The sequence below is a fragment of the Exiguobacterium sp. SH5S4 genome, assembly GCF_004337045.1.
Lineage (GTDB): Bacteria > Bacillota > Bacilli > Exiguobacteriales > Exiguobacteriaceae > Exiguobacterium > Exiguobacterium aurantiacum_A.
The window spans coordinates 1-22,635 of record NZ_SJUQ01000022.1 but is presented as its reverse complement, the minus strand read 5'-3'; the positions used below and the strand labels follow the sequence as shown (position 1 = coordinate 22,635).

Annotated in this window: 25 protein-coding genes and 1 pseudogene; 2 read left to right on the top strand and 24 right to left on the bottom strand. The window is 53.2% G+C overall.

The annotated features are described in order from the left end of the window. From hisE to EVJ32_RS12045, 10 genes are read right to left on the bottom strand one after another with little or no spacing between them, the layout of a single operon-like run. The gene (hisE, locus tag EVJ32_RS12090; RefSeq protein WP_070327382.1) at positions 1-309 is read right to left on the bottom strand and encodes a phosphoribosyl-ATP diphosphatase; all 309 of its coding nucleotides are present in this window, start codon (positions 307-309) and stop codon (positions 1-3) included. Further along, positions 306-638: a phosphoribosyl-AMP cyclohydrolase gene (hisI, locus tag EVJ32_RS12085; RefSeq protein ID WP_131458608.1), complete on the bottom strand. Its 333-nt coding sequence runs from the start codon at positions 636-638 to the stop codon at positions 306-308. The genes hisE and hisI overlap by 4 nt, the downstream gene beginning before the upstream one ends. Next, complete coding sequence (gene hisF, locus EVJ32_RS12080; RefSeq protein ID WP_070327383.1) at positions 587-1,354, bottom strand: imidazole glycerol phosphate synthase subunit HisF; 768 nt, start codon at positions 1,352-1,354, stop codon at positions 587-589. Before hisF ends, hisI begins: the two co-directional genes overlap by 52 nt. Then, positions 1,341-2,060, bottom strand: a complete 720-nt coding sequence (locus EVJ32_RS12075; protein WP_071397366.1) for a 1-(5-phosphoribosyl)-5-[(5-phosphoribosylamino)methylideneamino]imidazole-4-carboxamide isomerase — start codon at positions 2,058-2,060, stop codon at positions 1,341-1,343. The genes hisF and EVJ32_RS12075 overlap by 14 nt, the downstream gene beginning before the upstream one ends. Continuing rightward, positions 2,038-2,625, bottom strand: coding sequence for an imidazole glycerol phosphate synthase subunit HisH (gene hisH / locus EVJ32_RS12070; RefSeq protein ID WP_071397365.1), 588 nt, complete (start codon positions 2,623-2,625; stop codon positions 2,038-2,040). The genes EVJ32_RS12075 and hisH overlap by 23 nt, the downstream gene beginning before the upstream one ends. Next, complete coding sequence (hisB, locus tag EVJ32_RS12065; RefSeq protein WP_070327386.1) at positions 2,622-3,209, bottom strand: imidazoleglycerol-phosphate dehydratase HisB; 588 nt, start codon at positions 3,207-3,209, stop codon at positions 2,622-2,624. Before hisB ends, hisH begins: the two co-directional genes overlap by 4 nt. Then, positions 3,196-4,212 (bottom strand): pyridoxal phosphate-dependent aminotransferase, encoded by a 1,017-nt coding sequence (locus tag EVJ32_RS12060; RefSeq protein WP_131458607.1) that lies wholly within the window; start codon positions 4,210-4,212, stop codon positions 3,196-3,198. Before EVJ32_RS12060 ends, hisB begins: the two co-directional genes overlap by 14 nt. Beyond that, on the bottom strand, positions 4,209-5,426 hold the full coding sequence (hisD, locus tag EVJ32_RS12055; RefSeq protein ID WP_131458606.1) for a histidinol dehydrogenase: 1,218 nt from the start codon (positions 5,424-5,426) through the stop codon (positions 4,209-4,211). The genes EVJ32_RS12060 and hisD overlap by 4 nt, the downstream gene beginning before the upstream one ends. Next, on the bottom strand, positions 5,423-6,031 hold the full coding sequence (gene hisG, locus EVJ32_RS12050; protein ID WP_131458605.1) for an ATP phosphoribosyltransferase: 609 nt from the start codon (positions 6,029-6,031) through the stop codon (positions 5,423-5,425). Before hisG ends, hisD begins: the two co-directional genes overlap by 4 nt. Then, a complete protein-coding gene (locus EVJ32_RS12045) occupies positions 6,028-6,951 on the bottom strand; it encodes an ATP phosphoribosyltransferase regulatory subunit (RefSeq protein WP_070327390.1) in 924 nt (307 codons plus the stop codon). Before EVJ32_RS12045 ends, hisG begins: the two co-directional genes overlap by 4 nt. Positions 6,952-7,060: 109 nt before the next feature. On the opposite strand from EVJ32_RS12045, the gene hisJ reads away from it, so the two are divergent. Further along, positions 7,061-7,876, top strand: coding sequence for a histidinol-phosphatase HisJ (hisJ, locus tag EVJ32_RS12040; RefSeq protein ID WP_131458604.1), 816 nt, complete (start codon positions 7,061-7,063; stop codon positions 7,874-7,876). A gap of 246 nt (positions 7,877-8,122) precedes the next feature. On the opposite strand, the gene EVJ32_RS12035 is transcribed toward hisJ, so the two are convergent. The 14 genes and pseudogenes from EVJ32_RS12035 to EVJ32_RS11970 all read right to left on the bottom strand — a co-directional run bounded on the left by EVJ32_RS12035 (position 8,123) and on the right by EVJ32_RS11970 (position 20,871). Then, positions 8,123-9,214, bottom strand: coding sequence for an RNA-guided endonuclease TnpB family protein (locus EVJ32_RS12035; protein ID WP_131458603.1), 1,092 nt, complete (start codon positions 9,212-9,214; stop codon positions 8,123-8,125). A gap of 246 nt (positions 9,215-9,460) precedes the next feature. After that, positions 9,461-9,817: a hypothetical protein gene (locus tag EVJ32_RS12030; RefSeq protein WP_016509485.1), complete on the bottom strand. Its 357-nt coding sequence runs from the start codon at positions 9,815-9,817 to the stop codon at positions 9,461-9,463. Between the two features lie 201 nt (positions 9,818-10,018). Continuing rightward, on the bottom strand, positions 10,019-10,594 hold the full coding sequence (locus EVJ32_RS12025; protein ID WP_131458602.1) for a deoxycytidylate deaminase: 576 nt from the start codon (positions 10,592-10,594) through the stop codon (positions 10,019-10,021). 49 nt (positions 10,595-10,643) lie between these two features. Next, entirely contained in the window at positions 10,644-11,873 is a 1,230-nt protein-coding gene (locus tag EVJ32_RS12020) for a toxic anion resistance protein (RefSeq protein WP_131458601.1), read from the bottom strand. Beyond that, positions 11,857-12,573 carry a 5-bromo-4-chloroindolyl phosphate hydrolysis family protein gene (locus EVJ32_RS12015; RefSeq protein WP_016509957.1) on the bottom strand — a complete coding sequence of 239 codons (717 nt, stop codon included), beginning with the start codon at positions 12,571-12,573 and terminating at the stop codon, positions 11,857-11,859. Before EVJ32_RS12015 ends, EVJ32_RS12020 begins: the two co-directional genes overlap by 17 nt. A gap of 146 nt (positions 12,574-12,719) precedes the next feature. Next, entirely contained in the window at positions 12,720-14,072 is a 1,353-nt protein-coding gene (locus EVJ32_RS12010) for a sodium-dependent transporter (protein WP_131458600.1), read from the bottom strand. Between the two features lie 125 nt (positions 14,073-14,197). Next, positions 14,198-15,070, bottom strand: a complete 873-nt coding sequence (locus EVJ32_RS12005) for a diacylglycerol/lipid kinase family protein (protein WP_131458599.1) — start codon at positions 15,068-15,070, stop codon at positions 14,198-14,200. Then, positions 15,067-16,572 (bottom strand): ABC transporter permease/substrate-binding protein, encoded by a 1,506-nt coding sequence (locus EVJ32_RS12000; RefSeq protein ID WP_131458598.1) that lies wholly within the window; start codon positions 16,570-16,572, stop codon positions 15,067-15,069. Before EVJ32_RS12000 ends, EVJ32_RS12005 begins: the two co-directional genes overlap by 4 nt. Positions 16,573-16,630: 58 nt before the next feature. Then, a pseudogene (locus EVJ32_RS11995) lies at positions 16,631-17,299 on the bottom strand (ABC transporter ATP-binding protein); the annotation flags it as partial. Between the two features lie 107 nt (positions 17,300-17,406). Then, positions 17,407-18,114, bottom strand: a complete 708-nt coding sequence (locus EVJ32_RS11990) for a 3D domain-containing protein (protein WP_131458596.1) — start codon at positions 18,112-18,114, stop codon at positions 17,407-17,409. 225 nt (positions 18,115-18,339) lie between these two features. Further along, complete coding sequence (locus EVJ32_RS11985) at positions 18,340-18,804, bottom strand: GDYXXLXY domain-containing protein (protein WP_131458595.1); 465 nt, start codon at positions 18,802-18,804, stop codon at positions 18,340-18,342. Continuing rightward, positions 18,801-19,985 (bottom strand): DUF2157 domain-containing protein, encoded by a 1,185-nt coding sequence (locus EVJ32_RS11980; protein ID WP_131458594.1) that lies wholly within the window; start codon positions 19,983-19,985, stop codon positions 18,801-18,803. Before EVJ32_RS11980 ends, EVJ32_RS11985 begins: the two co-directional genes overlap by 4 nt. 17 nt (positions 19,986-20,002) lie before the next feature. Further along, entirely contained in the window at positions 20,003-20,203 is a 201-nt protein-coding gene (locus EVJ32_RS11975; protein ID WP_035386447.1) for a DUF2187 family protein, read from the bottom strand. A gap of 41 nt (positions 20,204-20,244) precedes the next feature. After that, a complete protein-coding gene (locus EVJ32_RS11970; RefSeq protein ID WP_083274014.1) occupies positions 20,245-20,871 on the bottom strand; it encodes an NUDIX hydrolase in 627 nt (208 codons plus the stop codon). A gap of 95 nt (positions 20,872-20,966) precedes the next feature. On the opposite strand from EVJ32_RS11970, the gene EVJ32_RS11965 reads away from it, so the two are divergent. Next, entirely contained in the window at positions 20,967-22,505 is a 1,539-nt protein-coding gene (locus EVJ32_RS11965) for an FAD-dependent monooxygenase (protein ID WP_131458593.1), read from the top strand. Positions 22,506-22,635: the final 130 nt, after the last annotated feature.

Here is a 22,635-nt window from a genome sequence, read left to right as displayed (position 1 = left end):
TCACCATTCCGTGACGTCGCGGCGCGGTTTCGCCGGTGTCGTCGTCCCATGCCGTTCGGCGAGCAACGTCTCGACGTCGTGTAAGGAGACGCCTTTGGCTGCGAGCAAGACGAGCAAGTGGTACAACAAATCAGCCGTCTCTTCGACCAAGTCTTCATCGTTCAATGCCGCAATGACGACCTCGAACGACTCTTCCCCAAACTTTTTCGCGATTTTGTCTAACCCTTCATCAAACAAGTACGACGTATAAGAACCTTCCTTCGGCTCTGTCTTTCGTTCTTGAATCAGTTTTTCGAGTTCGTGGATCATATGTTCACCTCCGTAAAAAAGCAACTGCGATTTCCAGTATGACACGTCGGTCCGTTCGCATGGACGCGGACTAACAGCGCGTCTTGATCGCAATCGACATGGATGCTCTCAAGGTCGAGCGTGTTGCCGCTCGATTCACCTTTCATCCAAAGCCGCCCTTTCGAACGTGACCAGAACGTGACTTTGTTCGTCTGGAGCGTCGCTTCGATCGCCTCGTGATTCATATATCCTAACATGAGGACGGTCTCGTCATCCGTCGACACGATAATCGCCGGGATTAGTCCGTTTGCGTCGTAACGAACCGCATCGGCAAGTTGTTCGCGCTGCATACGTGCTTCACCTCTTCTACTGTCGTTTTTCGGTCGTGCAAGATCGAAGCGAGTAAGGCGGCGTCGACTGTTTCAAGTGCCTCGACGACGTGTTCAGCGTTCCCGGCCCCGCCTGAGGCGATGATCGGGATATCGACCGCTGCCCGTAGCAATTCGAGAATTTTTAAATCATAGCCACTCTGTTTCCCGTCTTGGTTCATCGACGTGACGAGCAACTCCCCGGCCCCGAGTTCAGCGACGCGCTTAGCCCAATCGACCGCCGTCAGCTCGGTCCGGTGTTTCCCGCCGTACGTGTATACGTAATAGTCACCTTCTTCGAAACGGACGTCGATGGCGACGACGATACACTGGGAACCGAAACGTTCGGCTGCCCGCTTGATCAAGTCAGGTGACTCGACGGCGAGCGTGTTGAGCGACACTTTGTCGGCTCCTGCTTTGAGCAGGGACGAGATGTCTTCAAGGGAACGGATGCCGCCCCCGACCGTGAGCGGGATGAACACTTTCCGGGCGACGGCACTGACGACGTCAAGCATCGTCTGTCTTCGTTCCGTGCTTGCCGTAATGTCTAGAAAGACAAGTTCATCCGCACCTGAGGCGTCATAGTACTTGGCAATCTCGACAGGGTCACCGATGTCACGCAGTTCGACAAACTCGATGCCTTTGACGACACGTCCGTCTTTCACGTCTAAACATGGGATGATTCTACGCTTTAGCATGTCGCGCCTCCCATTCGATCAAGTCGTCAAGACTGACTTTGCCAGACAAGAGCGCTTTCCCGACGACCGCCTCATCAATTCCGGCCTCACTCAGTGCCTTGACGTCGGCTTCGGTCGTGACACCGCCCGAGGCGATGAGCGTGACCGAGACAGCTTCCCGGAGCGCCTTCATGCGCTCTAAGTTCGGTCCGTTCAGTTTCCCGTCCGAACCGATGTCCGTGTAAAGAATCGTCTCGACCCCGCGGCTGGCAAGATCGATGGCCACATCGATGTCTTTTAGTTCGGTCGCGTCTTGCCAGCCGTTGATGGCGACGATGCCGTCGTAGGCGTCAAGGGCGACGGCGACACGACTCCCGTACTTGGCGAGTGCCCGGTCTAGGAAATCAGGATCGGTGAACGCTTTCGTACCGAGCAGGACACGGTCCACCCCAGTTGCCATGACAGCATCAAGCGCTGCTTCGGAGCGAATCCCTCCGCCCGTCTGGACGAAAAAGCCGCACGATTTGGCGAAACGGACGACATCGAGATGTTTCGGCTCACCAGCTTTCGCACCTTCTAAATCGATCAAGTGGAGCATCGGGACGCGCCCGGTCCATTCTTTTAACTTCTCATACGGGTCGCCGTATTGCTCTTCCGTGTTGAAATCTCCTTCAGTCAGGCGGACAATCTTGCCGCCGATTAAGTCAATTGCCGGTAGCAGTTTCACGTTCGACCGCCTCCTTCCATTCTTTTAATAAGCTGAGTCCGAACGCGCCGCTCTTCTCCGGGTGAAATTGCATCCCGGTCACGAGACCTGATCGGACGATGGCCGGTACGCGCTCTCCCATATAGTCAGCTGAGGCGACGATATTGTCGTCAGCGGTCACGACGTGATACGAGTGGACGAAATAGACGTCCTCGTCGCGTAAAATCGAGTTCCAGCCGACGTGAGGCAACCGTTTGGCCCGCATCCGTTCGACTCGTCCTTCAATCAAACCGAGTCCTGGCGTCGGCATGCCTTCCGTGCTCGACTCGAATAACAGTTGCATCCCGAGACAAATCCCAAGCAACGGCTTCTCGGTCGCCACTCGCTTGAGCAACGGAATGAGTCCCGTGTCCTCAAGCGACTGCATCGCTTGCGGGAACGCACCGACGCCAGGCAAGAGGATGGCGTCGGCCGCTTCGATTTCAGCCGGATCGTTCGTGATCGTGACGTAACAACCGATCGCTTGTAGCGCCCGTTCGACGTTGAAGACGTTTCCCATGCCGTAGTCAATCACCGCGACGTTCATCCTTCGATCCGTCCTTTCGTCGAAGGGAGGCGGTCGAGCCCGTCTTTCCCGATCGCTTCGGCAAGGGCGCGGCCGAACGCTTTAAACAGCCCTTCGATCATATGGTGCGAGTTCGAGCCGTATAACACGTCAAGATGGAGCGTCAACCGCGCGTTCATCGCGACGGCGCGGAAGAACTCTTCCGCGAGTTCCGTGTCGAAGTCACCGAGCTTCGGATTGTTGATTTCAGCTCGGTAGACGAGGAACGGGCGTCCCGAGACGTCGATGACGGCCCGGGCGAGTGTCTCGTCCATCGGTAAGTAGCTCGTCCCGTAGCGACGGATCCCGACTTTGTCCCCGAGCGCTTCTAAGATCATCTGCCCGAGGGCGATGCCGACGTCTTCGACCGTGTGGTGCGCATCGACCCACGTGTCCCCTTCGACTTGCACCGTTAAGTCGATGCGGCTATGGAAGGCGAACAGCGTCAACATATGGTCGAAAAAGCCGACGCCTGTCTTAATGTCACTTTGACCTGTACCGTCTAAATCGAGACGAAGCTCGATGTTCGTTTCTTTCGTCTCACGTTTAATTTCAGCTGTTCTCAAAAGAAGTCACCTCTTCTAACATTTGTTTGATGAATCGATACGCCTCGTCCGTTCCCGCACTGACGCGCAGTCCGGTCGGAAACGCACGGACGTGGACACCGTAAGCGAGGAACCGCTCGACCCACATCTCACTATTGGGCGTCTCGACGTATAGGAAGTTGGCCCGGCTCGGCAAGACGTTGCCGATTGGCGCGAGCAGTTGTTCGAGCTTTTGACGTTGACCGTTATGGAAGGCGACGGACTGAGCGATATAATCCGGGTCGTCAAGGACGACGGTCGCAACAGCCGCGCTCAATCCACTGACGTTGAACGGCGAGCGGAACCGGTCGATCTTCTCGATCAAATCGGGATGGGCGATCATGAAGCCGATCCGTAAGTTCGCGAGTCCGAACGCTTTCGATAACGTCCGCAAAATGATGACGTTCGGGTAATCCGCGAGTCGCGACTTGAAGGAATCACTCATCGTGAAGTCGATATACGCCTCGTCGACGACGAGGTACGGGACTTTTTTCGCGATCGTCTCTAATTGGTCGAGCGTCCACATCTTCCCGGTCGGATTGTTCGGGTTCGACACGAGCACGAGTTTCGGTTCGTTCGCTTCAATCAATCGAAGCAATGAATCGATCGTGAGGCCGTCTGCCTCAGGTTGGAAGAACTGGCCCCGGGCGATGTGCGCGTAAATGCCGTACATCGAAAAGTCGGGTGCCGGTGCCAAGACGACGTCTTCTGTGTCGAGAATGGCTTGGCAAAGTATGGCGAGCAGCTCATCGCTGCCGCTCCCGACCATCAATTGGTCAGGTTGTACACCCGCATAAGTCGCATAGCTAGTTTTAAGGGCCGTCAGCTCATCGACCGGATAACGGCTGAGTGAGCGGAGCGTCACGAGCTGAATCGCTCGTTGCAGGCGCTCTGGCAGCTCGAATTGACTCTCGTTTTGATTTAGCGCGTATCCGCTCACCGCATGTGGGACATAGCGCGGGATCGCTGTATAGTTACGTCTCATACGTCCTCCAATCGGACCGCCATCGCTCGGGCGTGTCCTTCAAGCTGCTCTTGTCTCGCGATTCGGATCGCGGCGCGTGTGACCGCTTCGTCGATCGCTGTCATCTCGAGAAACGTCTGTCTGCGGTAAAAATCATCGACCGACAGTCCGCTCGAGAAGCGGGCCGTCCCGCTCGTCGGCAAGACGTGGTTCGGTCCGGCAATATAGTCACCGAACGCCTCGGCCGCCTCATGGCCGAGGAAGAACGAGCCGCCGTGGCGAATCTGTGCCATATAATCGGCTGGATCTGTCACCGCAAGTTGCACGTGTTCGGCCGCCATATCGTTCGCGTAGCGAATTGCTGCTGCTTTCGTTTTGACGAGGACGCCTCCGCGCTTGAGCGCTTCGACTGCGATGTCGCGACGTGGCAGATCGAGCAGTTGCTTGTCCAGCTCAGACCGAATCGCTTCGGCCTGTTCACTTGTCGTCACGAGGGCGAGTGCTGTCGCTTCAACGTCATGCTCGGCTTGCGCGAGCAGGTCGGCTGCGACCCATCTAGGATTGGCCGTTTCGTCGGCGATGATCAACACCTCGGACGGACCGGCGACGGAATCGATCCCGACGAAATGCGAGACGAGTGATTTCGCGGTCGCCACATAAGCGTTGCCCGGCCCGACGATCTTATCGACGGCCGAAATCGTCTCGGTGCCGAACGCGAGTGCGGCGACAGCTTGGGCGCCACCGACGAGATAACATTCGTCGGCACCGGCAATCTTCGCGGCAATCAACAGCGATAAGTCGATCCCGCCTTGTTTCGGTGGCGTCACCATGACGACCCGCTTCACTCCGGCCACTTTCGCTGGGATGATGTTCATCAACACACTCGACGGGTAGACCGCCGTCCCGCCAGGCACATAGACGCCGACCGAATCGAGCGGCATGAACCGACGACCGAGCCGGAACATCTCATCTTCAAAGACGTCGTCTTGACGCTGTTGCCGCGCATGAAACGTACGGATCCGTTTGGCCGCGAGCGTTAGCGCCTCGGTCAATTCCCGATACGCCTCCGGCGGTTCAAACGTCTCAAGGTCGACCGTTTCAATCACATCGACCCCGTCAAATTGCTTCGTCCATTCGAGGAGCGCCGCGTCACCTCTCGCCTCAACCGATTCTAAAATCGGTTTGACGGCTTCTGCCCACTGTTCTCGGCGCGTCCGATTCGTTTGTCCGTTCATCTGTCTCCCTCCTTGCTTAACCGGCGAATCCACGCTTTCAATTCGTCCGGGTCGTTCGCGAGCGCTGTCTCGCTCGTGATGAATTTCGCGTTAACCGTGAAAATCGTCTCATATTCTTCTAAATCGTTCGCGCGAAGCGTCGCCCCCGTCTCGACGATATCGACGATGCAGTCGGCGAGACCGGTCAACGGCGCGAGTTCGACCGAACCGTTCAAAGCGATCACTTCGACGTTTTGACGTTTCGAGGCAAAGTGCGAGATGGCGATATTCGGATACTTGCTGGCAACTTTCAGTTTCTTCGTACCGTTTCTCCGTTCTCTCGGACCACATACCGCCATGCGGCAACGGCCGAATGGTAAATCGACGACTTCGAGGACGCCTGGTGTCTTCTCGCGTAAAATGTCGCCGCCGACGACTCCGACGTCCGCTGCGCCATGCATGACGTATTTATAGACGTCATCGCCTTTGACGAAGATGAATTCATGACCGTCTACTTCGACGGTCAACTCACGGCCCCGCTTTTCCGGCCAAACGGTGAGACCGACTTGTTCAAAATACTCACGGGCCGCTGTTTCGATGCGCCCTTTCGCGATTGCGACTTTCATTTGATCACCTCACCTAACTGTTCTAAATCGAGCGATAGTCCGAAGGCACGTCGCGACTGTCCGAAGTGCCCGTATAACGAGTCGTAACGGCCACCTGAGAGGACGCGTCTGCCGTCGATACTGCCGGTCACGGTCAAACCTGAATAATAATCAAAGTCGCCGGTCTGTCCGAAGTCGTACGAGACGTTCAATCCGATCGCACGTAGATGTTCGACCGCATGCTCCACTTCGTCGATGGCCGGTTTTAAGCCCGGTTCCGCGAGGTCGCGTAACTCTGCTAGCGCCGAGTCACCGATCAAGAACGGCAGCTTGGCGATCAACGGGTATTGATACGATTCCGCGAGGTCGCGAAGTGACTCCAAATTACGGAGTGCTAAGTATTGACGCAACGTCCGTTCCGGGATACCGGCCTCGTTCGCCACTAACGCGATCAATGCAGCGGATCCGACTTGGATGCGTAAACTTCCTTTCGGCAGGACCCGTTCCGTCATACTAAGGAACGATTCAATCAACTCCATATCTTTTGAATCCCCATCGATCCATTCAAGACCGAGTTGCTGACGTTCATGCGGTTGTCCCGAATGCTTCGGCGTGCGTCGGTAGACGGCACCGGCGTAAGCGACGCGCATCGGTTCATGTCCGTCGGCGAGCTTCCTTGCGATCTGGAGCGTGTAGTCCGGTCGCATGACGAGCAACTCCCCATCGTTGCCGAACAAGCGATAATACGCCGACTCATCGAAGAGTGCGAGATCTTGATAATGGGAATAGTATTCAACGAGCGGCGGCTCGATCACACTATAGCCGTCCCCCTCGGCCCGCTCTAAAAATGATTTTATCCATTGCTTCGGACGCAGCACGTCCTCACCTTGCAATTCGTGCCATCCTTCCGGGATGGATCCTTTTTTATTGAACCAAATCATCAGTATCACCCTTTACCTTATTATCACTTTACCAAACTAAAGTAGTGTGTTAAATTTATCAAATCAAGCCAATGCTGTCAACCGGCGAACTCGAAAGGAACGATGTTTGATGATTGATTACACCCATGATGGCCACGTCCATACCCCATTTTGTCCGCACGGATCGACCGATTCACTCAACGCGTACGTCGAACAAGCACTTGCTCAAGGCGTTCGGACGCTGACGTTCACCGAGCACGCCCCGCTGCCGGCACGTTTCATTGATCCGACGCCAGAACAAGACTCGGCGATGGCGCTCGACTTATTGCCCCCTTATATAGAAGAGGTCGGACAGTTGAAACGAGATTACGCCGGAAGACTCGAGATTCGGGTCGGTCTCGAGATCGACTATTTGCCGGGATATGTCGATGAGACGCTCGCCTTGCTCGAGCCCTATCGCTCATACCTCGACGAGACGATCTTGTCTCAACACTTTCTACAAGTCGAAGGCGAGCTCCTGCCCGTCGACTTCTCACCGGAGACGTTTGATGCGCTCGTCAGCCGAATCGGGTCGTTCGAAGAAGTGCTACGCCGGTATTACGAAGCGCTCGGGACCGGGTTACAGTTCCCGTGGGAGCGACTGAACGTCGCGCGCATCGGGCATATCGATTTACCGATTAAATATCAGACGAACTACTCATGGAACCGTGCGAACGTCAAAGATGCCGAGTCGCGACTGTTGCGTGCAATCGCCTCACGCGGGTTCGGACTAGACTTCAACACTGCCGGTCTCCGTAAAGCCGCCTGCGGACAGCCATACGCCATGGCCGTCGCCGCTGAAGCGACCCGGCTCGGCATCCCACTCGTACTCGGTTCGGACGCCCATATCGCGGCAGATGTCGGTGCCGACTTTAAAAATATGCAAAAAAAAGCCACGTTCCTATGAACGTGGCTCCTTAACAGCGATCTAGCTATCTAGATCCCCATGTTTGGTTTGTCGACAACGATATGGCGTTCCATTTCTTCATCTACTATCTATATTACCATACTCGTCACGAGTTACAAGACAAAAGTGAACTACTCACCACTTATTTGCTTCGCAACTTGAAGTGGGAGCTTCTTGGGAAGACCGTGCTTTGACCAGCCACGGTTGTGGACCAAGCTCGTCGGGCAGTCTCTGCCCTGGAGTGTTTCAGTCGGCGAGACCCAACAGGTTGAGGCTCGCGTTGACGTCGCGGTCATGGTGCGTGCCGCATACGGCGCATGTCCACTCGCGGACGTGCAGGTCCTTCTTGCCGCCGTTCTCGCCACAGGCCGAACAAACCTGGGTCGAGGCGAACCACGGGTCGGCCTGGATCAGTGTGCGGCCGTGGAACCTGCATTTGTAGGCGAGCTGGCGGACGAACTCGCCCCACCCGGCGTCCCCGATCGATTTTGCCAGGCGGCGGTCCTGCATCATCTCCCTCGGCTTCAGCGTCTCGACCACGACGACTTGGTTCTCGTCGACGATGCGTCGCGACAGCTTGTGGAGGAAGTCGTGCCGTCGGTTCTTGACCTGCTCGTGTTTCTTCGCGAGGACGAGCCGGGCCTTCTCGCGGTTCCTGCTGCCGGGCTTCTTGCGGGAGAGCGCGCGCTGCGCCCGTTTGAGCCGTTCCTCGGCCTCGCGCAGGTTGCGCGGGTTCGCGATCTTCTCCGTCACGAGCGCGTCGTTCGTCATGACGGCGAAGTGCCCGAGGCCGAGGTCGATCCCGATTTTGTGCTCGGCCGGGACCCAGGGCTCGTCGGGCTGCTCGACGAGGAGCGACACGAAGAACTTGCCCGTCTTCGTCATCGACACGGTCGCCGAGCGGATCTCGCCGTCGAAGATTCGGTGCTGTGTGAAGCGGATGAACCCGACCTTCGGGAGCCGGACCCGGTCCCCCTCGATGCGGATCGTGCCGTGCTGGTTGTTCGTCGTGTAGGAGGCGCGCGATTTCCGTCTCGACTTGAACACCGGAAAGCCGGCCGTCCCGGCGAAGAACTTCGCGAACGCCGCGTCGAGGTGAAGCTTCGCATTCGCGAGCGCGAGGCTGTCCGCCTCGGCGAGGAACGGGAACAGGGGCTTGTACGAGGCGGGTGTCGGCAGTTTTCGCTTCGGGCCGGTCCCAGCCTTCGCCTCCTCGTGGATGGCGATGCGGTCCTCGAGCAGCTTGTTGTAGATGAACCGGGCACAGCCGATCGTCCTGACCAGGAAATCGGCCTGTTCCGACGTCGGGTGGAGCCGGTATTTGTAGCCATTCAGCATGTCTCCCCCTCCTCTCGGCCGATGATCGTGATGAACGCCTTCCTCATCCGATACCCGCGACGGGGGAAGGGAAATCTGACGGAATCACGAACTTATGTTCGTCATATCTGTCACAGGGGTGGCCAAGAAGTTTATGTACGGGCGATTCATCTCCCACCTACGCTGGGCTTCGCCCCAGACGCTTAGAGGTGGGAGAATTCTCGCTTAATTATGTTAAAAAGGATGACCCGAAAGTCATCCTAACTTTTAAACTGCCATTTCGGCATACATGTCTTTCAACTGTTTCGTCGCGGCTTCATCCATCTGAAGGGCGACGAGCTCGACGAAGCGCAGGGCTGGATCGGTATCACCTGACAAGGCGACGATTTCAGCAGCCGCGCCGTCAAGGGCGAGTAGAATTCCTGAAACACCTAGCGTCGGATAGTAACGGAGCAACGCCCGAACATGCTTCATCTCGGAGACGTCATTCCCATTAATTTTGAGTGATTTAACGGCAAGCTCTTTGTGCGTGCCGATGGCAAATTTATCTTCCCATACCTCTTCAAGTGTGATCAACGCTTCCACATCATAGGCACCATCTGTGAAACGAACTAGTTTTTCCATGTGACATATCCCCTCTCGTTTATCTACTCTTATTATAAAAAAGATTCAGCGGAATAGTTTGTGAAATATTGAACATTATGTGTAAACTTTGTCTCACCTCACGATTAGACATAAAAAAAGGCCCCTCCGAGGAGGGGCAAATAATGGAAGAGTAAAACACCATTGGCAGTACATTAATAATATAACATCGAATGTAAACGTTTACAATGTGTTTCTGAAACTTTTTTCAAGCGGCATATGTAAGACGTCAATCCCACTTTCCCGCATCAAATCAAGTCCATCCCCGTGCTCATAGCCGACAGCGTACACGACTCGGGCCACGCGCGCAGCGATGAGCGCGAGCGAGCAAGAATGGCATGGTGAATGGGTCACATAGGCGGTAGCGCCGAATGCGTTCGTCGAATCAGCGGCCAATTTCCCGATCGCATTGATTTCGGCATGGATCTCGTGTTGTTTTGACCAATTGTGATGTTCGAACGGGTCGCTACATTTAACAAATGTCACACCTTGCTCGATGATGCGCACAGACGGCTCGGTCAAGTCGACCGTATCATCCGTCACATATTCGGCTCGTTGGTAAAATCCGTCATCACGTTTTAGAAAGATTTCATTACAGTTCGTATGTCCCGGCGGTGTCCCGTTCAATCCGATCGAGATCGGTTTCTCATCTTTGACGATGACACAGGCGACACTCTTCGAGGCACATTTCGAGTGCCGTTCCGCCATCATGTCGGCGAACTGTAACCACGTCTCGTCCCACAATCGTTGTTTCTCCATCCTGATCCTCCTCATGGAAAAAGAAAGTCTGAATGCTCAGACTTTCTTTTTAGTATCCAGTCTCTTTTGGCAACTCTTTATTCTTTGAGGCAATTTCGATGACTTTTTCTTTCAGTTCGTGCTCCATCCGATCGAGCTCACGTTCGGCCTCACGACGCTTCTGCTTGCCTTCCTGTTGGATACGCAGCGTTTCGTCGAGCGTTGACAATAGATTCTCGTGCGCGACTTTGAGCGATTCGACCGAAACGATCCCTTTTTCGTTCTCGGTTGCGATCTCGATCGACGAATCTTTCAACATTTTCGAGTTTTGTTCGAGCAGTTGGTTCGTCGTCTTCGTGACGTCTTGTTGCATCCGGAGTGCCGTTTTCTGGCGCGTCAAGCTGAGGGCGAGGACGACTTGGTTTTTCCAAAGCGGAATCGTGTTGACGACAGCCGACTCGATTTTCTCGGCTAAGATTTGGTTATTTTGTTGGATGACACGGATTTGCGGCGCCATCTGCAGACTGATCGTCCGACTCAACTTCAAATCATGCAACTTCTTCTCGAACCGGTCTGTCAATTGGATCATATCGTTTAGCTGTTGCAGCTTCACTTGATCTCTCGTCGTTTCGACTTCTTGACGGAGCGGCGCGATCTCGTGATCGCGGACGTGGTCGAGCTTCGTCTCACCGGCTGCGATATAGACGTTCAATTCTTCGAAGTAGCGCTTGTTCTTATCATACATTTGATCGAGCATCGTAATGTCCTTCATCAGACCGAACTTAGCTCGGTCGAGATTGTGAATGACTTCTTCCAAATAGACGTTCATTTTTTCAAATTGAAGCTTATAGTTTTCAGCTTTCTTTTTCGCTCGTCCGATGAGCGGTAAGTTGTCTATAAAACTCTTCTTCTCCGGTTGAAGCATATCCGGGTCCATCTTCCGAACGTTTTGCATCAAATCGGACAACAACTTACCTGCGTCGCCACCGTCTTTCATGCGGACCTCGGTCAAGATTTGGTCAGAGAATTGAGACAGTTCCCGTTGGACGTTCGATCCGAATAACATGACGGAGTCTGTTTTTTTAATATCGATCGACTCGGCGATCCGGGTGATTCGTTCCCGGTGTTGTTGCGGCACGTCGGCTTTCGGTTGGATGGCCGGCACCTCATGTTTTTCTGTCATCGAGGACCAATCCACAGACGGGTCAGAGATTTCCTCTGTCTCGGTCTTTGTTTTCGTCTGTGAAGTGAGCTCTTCTTCTGGCCATGACTGCCAGTTCGTTTCATTCGATGAAGTCATGTTTTTTTCTCCCTTCCGGTTGATCTGCCAATACCCGTTCCATCATGATCAATTCGCGTTCGAAGTCGACAGCGTCGTCTTCGAGCAGACGGCTCCGTTGTTCTTTGAACTTATCGACGATGAGCCGCATATTGGTGATCAGTTGCTCTCGTGTCTCTTCTTGAATGACGACACGTTTTCCTTCTAGTTCTTTAAATTTCAAGACGACGGACACGAGCGAGTCCAAATAAAACGTGAACAGATCTCTGACGTGCTTCGCATCTTGGGGGTTCTCGAACAATTCGGCAAACAGTTCGTGTGCCTCTCTCGAGACCGCCTTCATTTCACGACGAACTTCGACATCTTTTATTTCAGGCAAGATACGATCGATCTGCTGGAGTTTTTCGTACCCTTGCTCGATCGTCCGTTGTAAAAATTGCAGTTCCAAGTCGTCTGTCGCTTCGAACTGACGGACCGGTGCCACATCTTCCATCGGTTTAAGGATGCGGGAACCGACGAACGGTTCTTCTTCATCGAGCAACAGTTTTTTCTTCGCCCGTTTCGCTACCGGTGCGGGTGCCCGCTTACGTCGTTTGTTACTCGACCACACCTCATTCAATACGAGCGCCCCGACGATGATAAACAGCCAGGAGAAATCAAACACACTTATGGCAAAATATAGGATTGCCCCGGTCAGGGCCCATTTCATCCATGTCTTCATCCTTGTCACCTCGTCTCATGATACTTCTATTGTACCTTACGTGAACCGTCAACAAAAGTTTCGTCATCTTTATAAGCTTAGCATAATGAAGCCGTTCGCTCTCTCGGTCGCAAGTACGAAAAAAAGCAAGGGGAAGTTCCCCTTGCTTAGCTGATTAACCATGTCGAGACCATAACGATTGCGACCGTCACCGGGATGACGTAACGAATGAGGAAACGCCATACCGGATACAATTTAGCGCCCGTCCCGGACGTTTTAATCTCGTCTTGCAAAATACGCTCATCGACGACATGGCCGACAAAGATTGACGTGAGTAACGCCCCTGTCGGCATGAGGATGTAACTGACGACATAGTCCATCGAGTCAAAGAACGTACGGCCGTTCAAGAACTGCAACTCACTCATCAGTCCGAACGATAAGGCCGAGGGGATCCCGACGGCGAACACGATGGCCGCTGAGAGGAGTGTGACGTTACGCTTCGACATCGTTTGTTTCTTCTCGTTCAATTTATCGGTCACACCGGCGACGACGACTTCGAGCATCGCGATCGAAGACGTGATCGAGGCAAACGTGAACAATAAGAAGAACAATACCATGAAGAAGCCGCCGAGTGGGACTTGGTTAAATACGGCCGGCAACACGACGAACAGGAGCGCCGGGCCTTCTGCCGGATCGAGCCCCGAGGCGAAGACGGCCGGGAAGATGGCGAGTCCCGCCAAAATTGAAACAGTGACGTTCAACAAGACGATCATATTTGCCGAGCGGTTGAGCGTCCCTTTCGTTTGAATGTACGAGGCGTATGTGAGCATCGCCGCCACCCCGAGCGACAGCGAGAAGAACGCTTGCCCGAGCGCGAACAAGACCGACTCGCCGGTCAGTGCCGAGAAGTCAGGCTGCAAGAAGAAGCGGACCCCTTCCATGGCACCGTCAAGTGTCAACGAGCGGATGACGAGCACGATGAAACTGACGAACAGGAGCGGCATTAAAATCTTGCTCATCCGCTCGATTCCGCCTTCTACCCCTTTCAAGACGATGAGTAGCGTGATCAATAAGAACAAAAATTGTCCGAAGATGGCAATCCCAGGAGATGCGACGACGTCCGCGAACACGGTCCCGAACTCGTCAGGTGACCGGCCACTGAGCGTCCCGCTCAAGCCGAGCCCGACATAGATCAACACCCATCCACCGATGACACTGTAGAATGATAGCAGTAAGAAGCAAGCGATTACGCCGAGGTAACCGACCAATGTCCAATGGCGATGGCCGAGTTTTTTAAAGGCAAGGAGCGCCGTCTTTTGCGTCGAGCGCCCGACGATGAACTCTCCGATGAGAAGCGGCAGACCGAGTAAGAATGTGAATGCTAAAAACATGAGCAAAAAGGCGCCGCCCCCACTTGTTCCCGTGACATATGGAAATTTCCAGATGGCACCGAGACCGATTGCGGACCCTGCGGCCGCTAAAATGAATCCAATTTTTGAGGCGAACGAATTTTGCGCCATTACTATCCCTACTTCCTAATTTCATTTCATTTTCATAATAATAGTGAAATACTAACACGGTTCAGAAACGAGAACAACAAAAAACAGAGAAAAGTCTGAATTCTTTCCTCTGCCTTCGTAAACGATTATGGGACGAGAAATGTCAGTTCATTCGGTAACACTTTAATCTGTAAATGATCCGTTTCAAAGTGTTCACCATCCACATCGATGACTTGTGGCTCACGCAAAAACACATCAAGTTGCTCCATTTGGAGATGGACCCATTCTGACGACGACTGTTCGAGTCCGAGCTGTTGCGTCAATAGCTGACGAATCATCGGGAAGCCGATGGCCGAGCTATGGACGACTTCGACGAGACCGTCCGTGAACGATTGCGTCGCGATCTTCGTCGGGACCGTGCCGAGATAGGCACCGTTGCCGACGTATAGAAAGCTGACGGCCCCATCATGGATGACCTCGCCCGCCCGCTCGATACGGACCTTGAACGGATCGAGTTCACGGAACTGACGAATCGTCGCTAAAAAGTAACCGATCGAGCCGAGCGTTTCTTTTTGGAGCGGGTCGATTTGTCGGGAAGCATCCGCGATCAATCCGACCCCGACAAAGTTGAGGGCGAACCGGTCGTTGACACGCATCACATCGACCGATTGCTGCTCGCTCATTTTAAACAGGCGAGCCGCCTCAATCGGTTCAACAGGCAGTTCAATCGCCCTCGCGAAGTCGTTGCACGTCCCCGCTGGCACGAGACCGACGCTCGGACGTTCGTCACGAGGCAACGCCATCAATCCGTTGACGACTTCATGAAGCGTCCCGTCCCCACCGATGAGGATCAAATGATCGAATCCACTGCTCGTTCGAGCAAGGTGCGCTGCATCCCCTTCAGCTAGCGTCTTTTGGATGAGGATCTCTTGATACATCGACTCGACTGTCCCGACCACTTCGCCGAGCATCGTCTCGCTCGCACCCGACTTCGGGTTCGAAATGATCATCGCTTTCATAGTAGACCAGCTTGTTCCAAGAAGTCTTGGGCTACGTCGTAGGCCCGTTCTTTCCCGTAAGCGACCCGACGGTTCAATTCAGACATCTCTTCGTCAGTGATGAGTCCGCCCAACTGGTTGAGCGCGTCCTCGATCTCCGGATGTTCTTCAAGCGTTTCTGCTTTCAAGAGTGGAGCACCTTGATAAGGCGGGAAGAACTGTTGATCGTCTTCTAACACGAGCAGGTCGTTTTCGGCGATATCCGCGTCGGTCGAATACGCATCGATAAGATTGACGTCGCCCCGTGCGATGGCGCTGTAACGAAGTTTCTGCTCCATCGAAACGACAGAAGGGAAATCAAGTCCGTACGCTTGCTGGAGTCCTGGATATCCGTCTTCACGGTCCGTGAACTCGAGCGTGAATCCGGCCTGGATGTCATTTTGCACGCTACGTAAATCTGAAATCGTCGTGACGCCTTCAGTTTCCGCATAGTCACGCGGGATTGCGATGGCGTACGTGTTATTGAATTGCATCGGTTCAAGTAAAACGAAGCCGTCATCTGCTAGCGCATCCCGTGCTTGTTCGTACACTTCACGGGCATCGTTTGAATTCGGTGTTTCTTTCACCAGACTCGCGAGTACCGTCCCGGTGAATTCAGGATAAATATCGACATCACCGGATTTCAACGCTCCCCAGACGAACGTCGTCTCTCCGAAGTTCGGACGGACCGATACGGTCAGATCCGTCTCTTCTTCGATCAACAGTTTGTACATGTTCATCAAGATCTCCGGTTCAGGACCGAGCTTCCCGGCGACGACGAGGTCGGTCTGTTGGGTACGGCCCAATGCGAGTGGTGCCGCGACAATTATCGCCAAGACGGTCGATACGGCGATCAGCTTCGTCTTGTTGCGGGTCGCCGTCGCACCTTCCATTTGACGGAGCAAGAAGTCGAACAATAATGCGAGAATGGCTGCTGGGATCGCACCGAGCAAAATCAAATAGTTGTCGTTTCGATTAATTCCAAGCAAGATCAACGTCCCGAGTCCTCCTGCTCCGACGAGTGCCGCCAGCGTGGCTGTACCGACAATTAACACCATCGCTGTTCGAATCCCGGCCATGATGACCGGTAGCGCGAGCGGTAGTTCGACTCTCATCAAACTTTGGTTCGGTCTCATGCCGCAACCTTGCGCGGCTTCGATCAGTGACTTATCGACTTCGTTCAACCCCGTGAACGTATTGCGAAGGATTGGCAACAACGCGTACAGAACGAGCGCAATCGTGGCAGGAAGTGCACCGATCCCAACGAGCGGAATCATAAGACCGAGTAGAGCCAAAGAAGGAATCGTTTGGATGATGGCGGTGAAGCCGATTGCTGTTTCGGCCACTTTTTTACGCCGCGTCAGCCAGATACCTAACGGGACCGCAATTAACACCGCAATCAAAAGGGAGACAACAGAAAGTTGTAAATGCTCGATTAGCGCTTCGACCAATTCCCCGCGTCGATTTTGGAACGTTTCAAGCATCTGCCTCACCTCTTCCGTGTTGTGTAAAGTTGAGCACGAACGGATCATCACTCGCCCGAATCTCGTCAGGCGTACCGACGACGACCAGTTTCCCGTCACGCATGAGAGCGATCCGGTCCCCGAGTTTCATCGCCTCCTCAATGTCATGAGTGACGAACAGAATCGTCTTCCCTAACTCATCGTTCAACCGTTTGATGTCATCTTGGAGCTGGGCCCGACTGATCGGATCGAGCGCCGAGAACGGTTCATCCATTAAAATGACTTCCGGGTCGGCCGCAAGCGCTCGCAAGACGCCGACTCGTTGTTGTTGACCACCCGACAGTTCAGGCGGTTTTTTAGAACGGAGGACAGGGTCGAGACCGGCGATTTTCATCAGTTCGGTCACACGGTCTTTCGTCTTCGTCTTCGGCCATTTCAATAGGTCCGGAACGACGGCGATGTTCTCTTCGACCGTCAAATGCGGGAACAATGCGATTTGTTGGAGCACGTAGCCGATGTTGCGTCGCAGTTCATAAATGTCGAACTGATAGATTTCGCGCTCATCAATCAGGATTTTCCCGTCAGTGTGGTCAATCAGACGATTCACCATCTTCATCGTCGTCGTCTTGCCACAACCCGATGGCCCAATCAATACGAAAATCTCTCCTTTTCGTACCGTCAAACTCAAGTTTGCAACAGCCAATGTCCCATCATCGTAACGCTTGGAAACATTTTGAAATTCAATCAACACAATCCCTCCTCGGCTTTTCACATTATATGAAAGTCAAATATTAGTTTGCCCGTTTCCAGCGATTGTTAAACAATAAAAGGTTCTCCCGCGGGAGAACCTTTTCGTTATGGAAGTGTGATGGTAACGTGGCGACGACCCCAATTGATCGCCTCGCTCTTCGTATCGACGAGTAAATCGACGATGTTGCCTTTAATGCGTCCCCCCGTATCGAGAGCGATCGCTTGACCGATCCCTTCGATCTGTACGACCGTACCGAGCGGGATGACGACCGGATCGACGGCGATGATGCGCATGCCGTTATAAAAAATCGAATCCGTCACGTCGTGTCCCGTCGCCGTCAACACCCGGCCCCCGTATGAGCCGTTGTCTGCCGCATCATTCGTATAAGCTGTCGACTCAGCTTGAATGACGCGCCCGCTGTTTGTCGAGACAGGTTTCGCCACAGCGTTTGTCGTGGCTTGCTCTGCTTTCGCTTCTGCCTGGCGCTTCGCTGCTTCTGCAAGTCGCGCTTTCTCAGCCGCGACCCGCTTTGCTTCCGCCAACCGTTTCGCTTCCCGCTCTGCCTGCTGCTTGGCTTTTTCTTCTGCCACTCGTTTCTCTTCCGCGAGTCGCTTCTCTTCCGCGAGTCGCTTTTCGCGCTCGATTTTTTGTTGGCGCTCAAGCTCGATCGCAATCCGTTCCAACTCCAGCGGGTTTTGTACGATTTTCTGTTCTGTTCCGATTCCAATTTGAGCGGCGTCGGCAGTCGTAGCAACTACGAACGTACCGGCGACGACAAACAGAAGCGTCATCATATATTTTAAATATTTCATAGTGATTAGGTCAGCCCTTTCTCGTCTTCTAACGAACAGGAGTAAATTTACCATGCCGTCTCGAACCCGAGAAGTGGTTTTGACGAAGTGAAATATTGCTGACATATGAACGAACGTTTAGTTACAGATTGTAACAATTGCCGAAAACGTTGCTATACAAGCGACCTAACAAAAAAATTACAGATCGGTTACAAACGTCCTCGTAACAAATCTGTAATCTGTTTGTCATTCTGTTTCAGCTGTAATCGGGCGTAAATCATGGGCCCGGACCATCCCCCAAGGCGCCACATCGACTTCAACTTCGAACGTTTTCGCACCTTCGATCACAGCTTTCTCGTCCTCGGCGACACGGTATGAACTCATGTCGGTGATGAAGACTTGGCGATCGTAATATTCAGCCCGCGTCCCACCAAAGAACGGTCGGGAGCTGACCCGGTCTATTGTGGCAAAACCAGCGTCATCCGTTTTGAATGAGACGTAGACCGTCCCGGAATCGACATCTTGTCGCCCTTGCAACGAATCAAACTCGAGATAGACGTAATCCCCAAAAAATGGGTCATACGGCTCGTACGACGTCGCTTTGAACGTATACGACTGGCCGAACCAAGACACCGCATAAACGAGCAAGATAAAACCGATGGCAATCAATACTTGTACGATCGGTACAAGCCAAGGAGTGATTCGTTTCATGTCCGAGCATCCCCTCTCGTACGGCTACGCCACCACAACGCGAGCGACAACGCGAATACGATCAACGCCCCGATCAAGAAGAAGAGCGAGATGTCGAGCCGATCCCAAACATAAATGAAATAAATCGTCATTTGGACAAGTAAGAAATAGATGAACGCCAAAACGATCGGTTTCCGCTCATGGTCTTGCATGATCAAGTAAGCGAGCGCCACCACTTCAAGCAAGATCGCGAGTAAGATACCTGAATCTTCGAATAGCGAGAACGGGATGACCGCGAGTAGGCTCACCCACAGCAAATCGGGGCGACGATGTGTCAAGTACACAGCCACGAGGACGACGGAAAGCAGCGTGGCCTCGATGACGGACGGCTGACGTTGAGACAACCAACCCTCGGTCGCATTGACCAAGTAACCGATGGACAAGATGGCAGCGACGAACAAGAAGAGATACTGCCACTGAGCCCGCTCCCGGTAGACGAGGAACAGGATATGCAGTGCTGCGAGTGCCCAAAGCGGCCAAAACCGTCCCTCGTAATCGATATACTGACCGATCGTGAGCAACAGTCCGTAAAAGCTGAACCAGGCGAAAATCCGGTCAAGCTCGTTATCACCGTAATGGAACCAAACCCACGTCACGAGCAGGCCGAACAGGATGAGTGTGATCCCGATTCCTTGAAAGCTGTTCGTGACCGCTAAAAAAGCGGCTAGCGCTGCGATGAACGTGAAGATCGGGTGCTTATAGATCAGTTTGTGCAGGACGGCGACAGCAAAGAATAGCCAAAACAGAAGCGGTAGTTGCGAGGAAAGATTATACGTTGTGAAGATGACAATCATCGTGGCGACGAAGAAAACGACGCCGAGGACGCGGAACAACGTCACATACCGAGGGGCTTTCACTTGAAGCCGCTCCGCTGCTACGTACATCCCGAGCATGAAGACAAGGAATATGGATACTTTGACGAGGTCTGGGATCGCTTGCCAGTTGGCGGCGACAAAACTGAATAGACTAAGGGCGAGCAGGATTGATCCGATAATGACAAGAATTGGCGGTTTGTGCTCACGTTTGTCACTAACCGCCAATTTCTTATATTCAAAATCAATCAACCGTTGACCGGTCGTTTCATCTAGCAAACCCGCCTCTTTCCATTCACGAACTTTTTTGTCAATGGACACCTGAATCATCCCTTTCGGTTAAAAGGTCAGCTGGCGCGTTCGATCAATTCCAATTCTTTTTTCAACAAAACTTGTTTCTCAAACTCGAGGCCGAGCTGTTGATATTCCTCCATGATGGAAACGTCCCCGATGACCGTATTCGTTAATACGGCAGTCACTTCTGCGACCCATCCTTCACGAGTTGACTTGACGATATCACCCACAGCGAATTCTAAAGACACACCCATTCACTTCCAATCTTAAATTTGTTTTTATCATTATAACTAAATTATATAGGTTTGAATACGTTTTCTTTTGTACATTTGATGAATTGTGACAAAATTTTTCCAGTCAATCCCCAAATAATGTAGTCTTCATGTTCGTAAAAAGGTTCTCTCATTTTAATTACCCGTTTTTCATACGCTTTAGCGTTCGCCATTCGGTCAAACGGAATATTTTGATCCGGATTCATCGTCCATTCCATCTCGCCGTGAAACGGATCAATTAACAGTAACGTTTCGACAGGAACGGTGAACAGATGATCGACTTCATCCGTTTGACGTACGTCCGGAACTGTCGGAATCATCCCGACGAACGGATAGATGAGTTGACGGTGCGGCGTGGCGAGCGGCTGTAAGCGACCGATGACCTCGATCGTCTCGAGCGGTACCTCGAGTTCTTCACTCGTCTCTCGGACCGCGGCCTCGACAGGTGTCTCCCCTCGCTCGAGCCGACCTCCCGGGAACGAGATCTCTCCAGGTTGGCGGCGCATCGTATGGGCCCGGACTTCAAAGACGACGTGCCAGACGTCATCGATTCGCGTCAACGGGATCAAGACGGCGGCGGTCTGTTCATAATTCTCTTCCATCGAGAAACTTTCTCGTAATTTCGCTTCAGTAACCCATGATTGTTTCATGATTTTCAACCTCGCTCTCTCTGTTTTACAGTTCCACCAGCGTCTCCTCGTTTAAACGTGGCAAATGTCGGAAATATCATTATTAATGATAGGAGATGGTGGAATTGGTTCAACAAGTTGATATATTGATCGTCGGGGCGGGGCCGACAGGACTCACACTCGCTTTGACATTAGCCAGATATGGAATCTCTTTTGAAATCATCGATCGAAAAACGACGCCTTCGAACAACTCACGGGCCATCGGGATTCAGCCACGAACGATCGAAGTGTTTTCACGCCTTGATGTCGCCAAAGAAGTACTCAGTCGCGCCAGAACAATCGAAAAAGGAAACTTATACTTTTCTGGGCAGTGGACGGCCAAACTCGAGTTCTCACGTCTCGTCACGCCTTACCCGTTCGTCACGCTATTGCGACAAAACGAGACCGAGGCCATCTTAGAACAGGCGTTGAACGACCACGGGCACTACGTTCAACGCGGCGAGTCACTCGTCTCGTTGACCCACTATCCGACACGTGTGCTCGCCCATCTCGAATCCGACTCGAACCGTACGATCGAAGCCAAGTATATCGTTGCGGCCGATGGCGCCAACAGTTCGATTCGCCGTATGCTCGCGCTCCCGTTCAGCGGGAAGTCGTTCAAAGAGTCTTGGGTATTGGCCGATATGAAGGCGAAATGGAACATCTCCCGTGAAGAAGTACACATCTTTTTCTCGGACCGTGGCGTGTTAGAAGTGTTCCCGCTGACGGATGACACGATCCGGATTACCGGTAACCTCGCGAGCGACGAATCATTCAGCGAGGCCGAGTTGCACGAATTGGTCGAACAACGGAGCCACATGCCGGTAGAGATCGACGAGGTCGAATGGTTTTCGCTGTTTAGGGTGCACAATCGCATGGTCGACTCGTTCATCCATAACCGTGTCATCTTAATGGGCGACGCGGCGCATATCAATTCGCCCGTCGGCGGCCAAGGGATGAATACGGGCATCGCCGACTCGTTCAACCTCGGCTGGAAGCTTTGGCTTCATCTGAAAGCAGGGGCGCCGTTCAGTGTCGTCGACACGTACCGGGACGAGCGTGAACACGTCGCCAGAAACGTCTTGCAGACGACGAACGTCGCGACCGAAGTGCTCCAAACGACGCTCCCGATCTTATTGCCGTTTCAAGCAGTCGGAGCGGACGTGTTCACCCGCGTCAATTTGATTAATGAAAAGATCACCGAACGGATCGCCCAGCTCCACTTGTCTTACCCTGGGCACTCACGTATACCGTTCATCCGGGTCGCCGAAGGAAAGATCTTTCCCGAGATCGAGATGATCCGATCCGATGATGGCCTTCGTCAAAAGATCTCTGAAGTCGCCGATGGCCGCTTCCAAGTGCTCGTCCTCGATGACGGCAAACGTGACCCAAGTGAGTTATATGAGTACTTGAACGCTCATCAATCATTCTTCCAAATCATCACGTTGTCTAAAACAAGCCGTCCTTTCTTTGACCAAGGCAACGAACTTGCGAAATCCTTGTTCATGCGTCGGGGCGTCCTCGTCATTCGACCGGACGGATACCTGCTGCATAAACAGCGTCATATGCGACCTGAACCGCTACGTGACAAACTGTCGGTCTGGTTACCGTCTTAAGTCAAAGGGGCTGGGACATAACTAGCCTGTTTTAAAGCTTTTCAATAAAAAGAGGGGTCCGGTCACCGATTTTCGGTGGCCGGACCCCTTCTTTGCACTTCCCCCGATGCCCACGGCGATGAACTTCCGT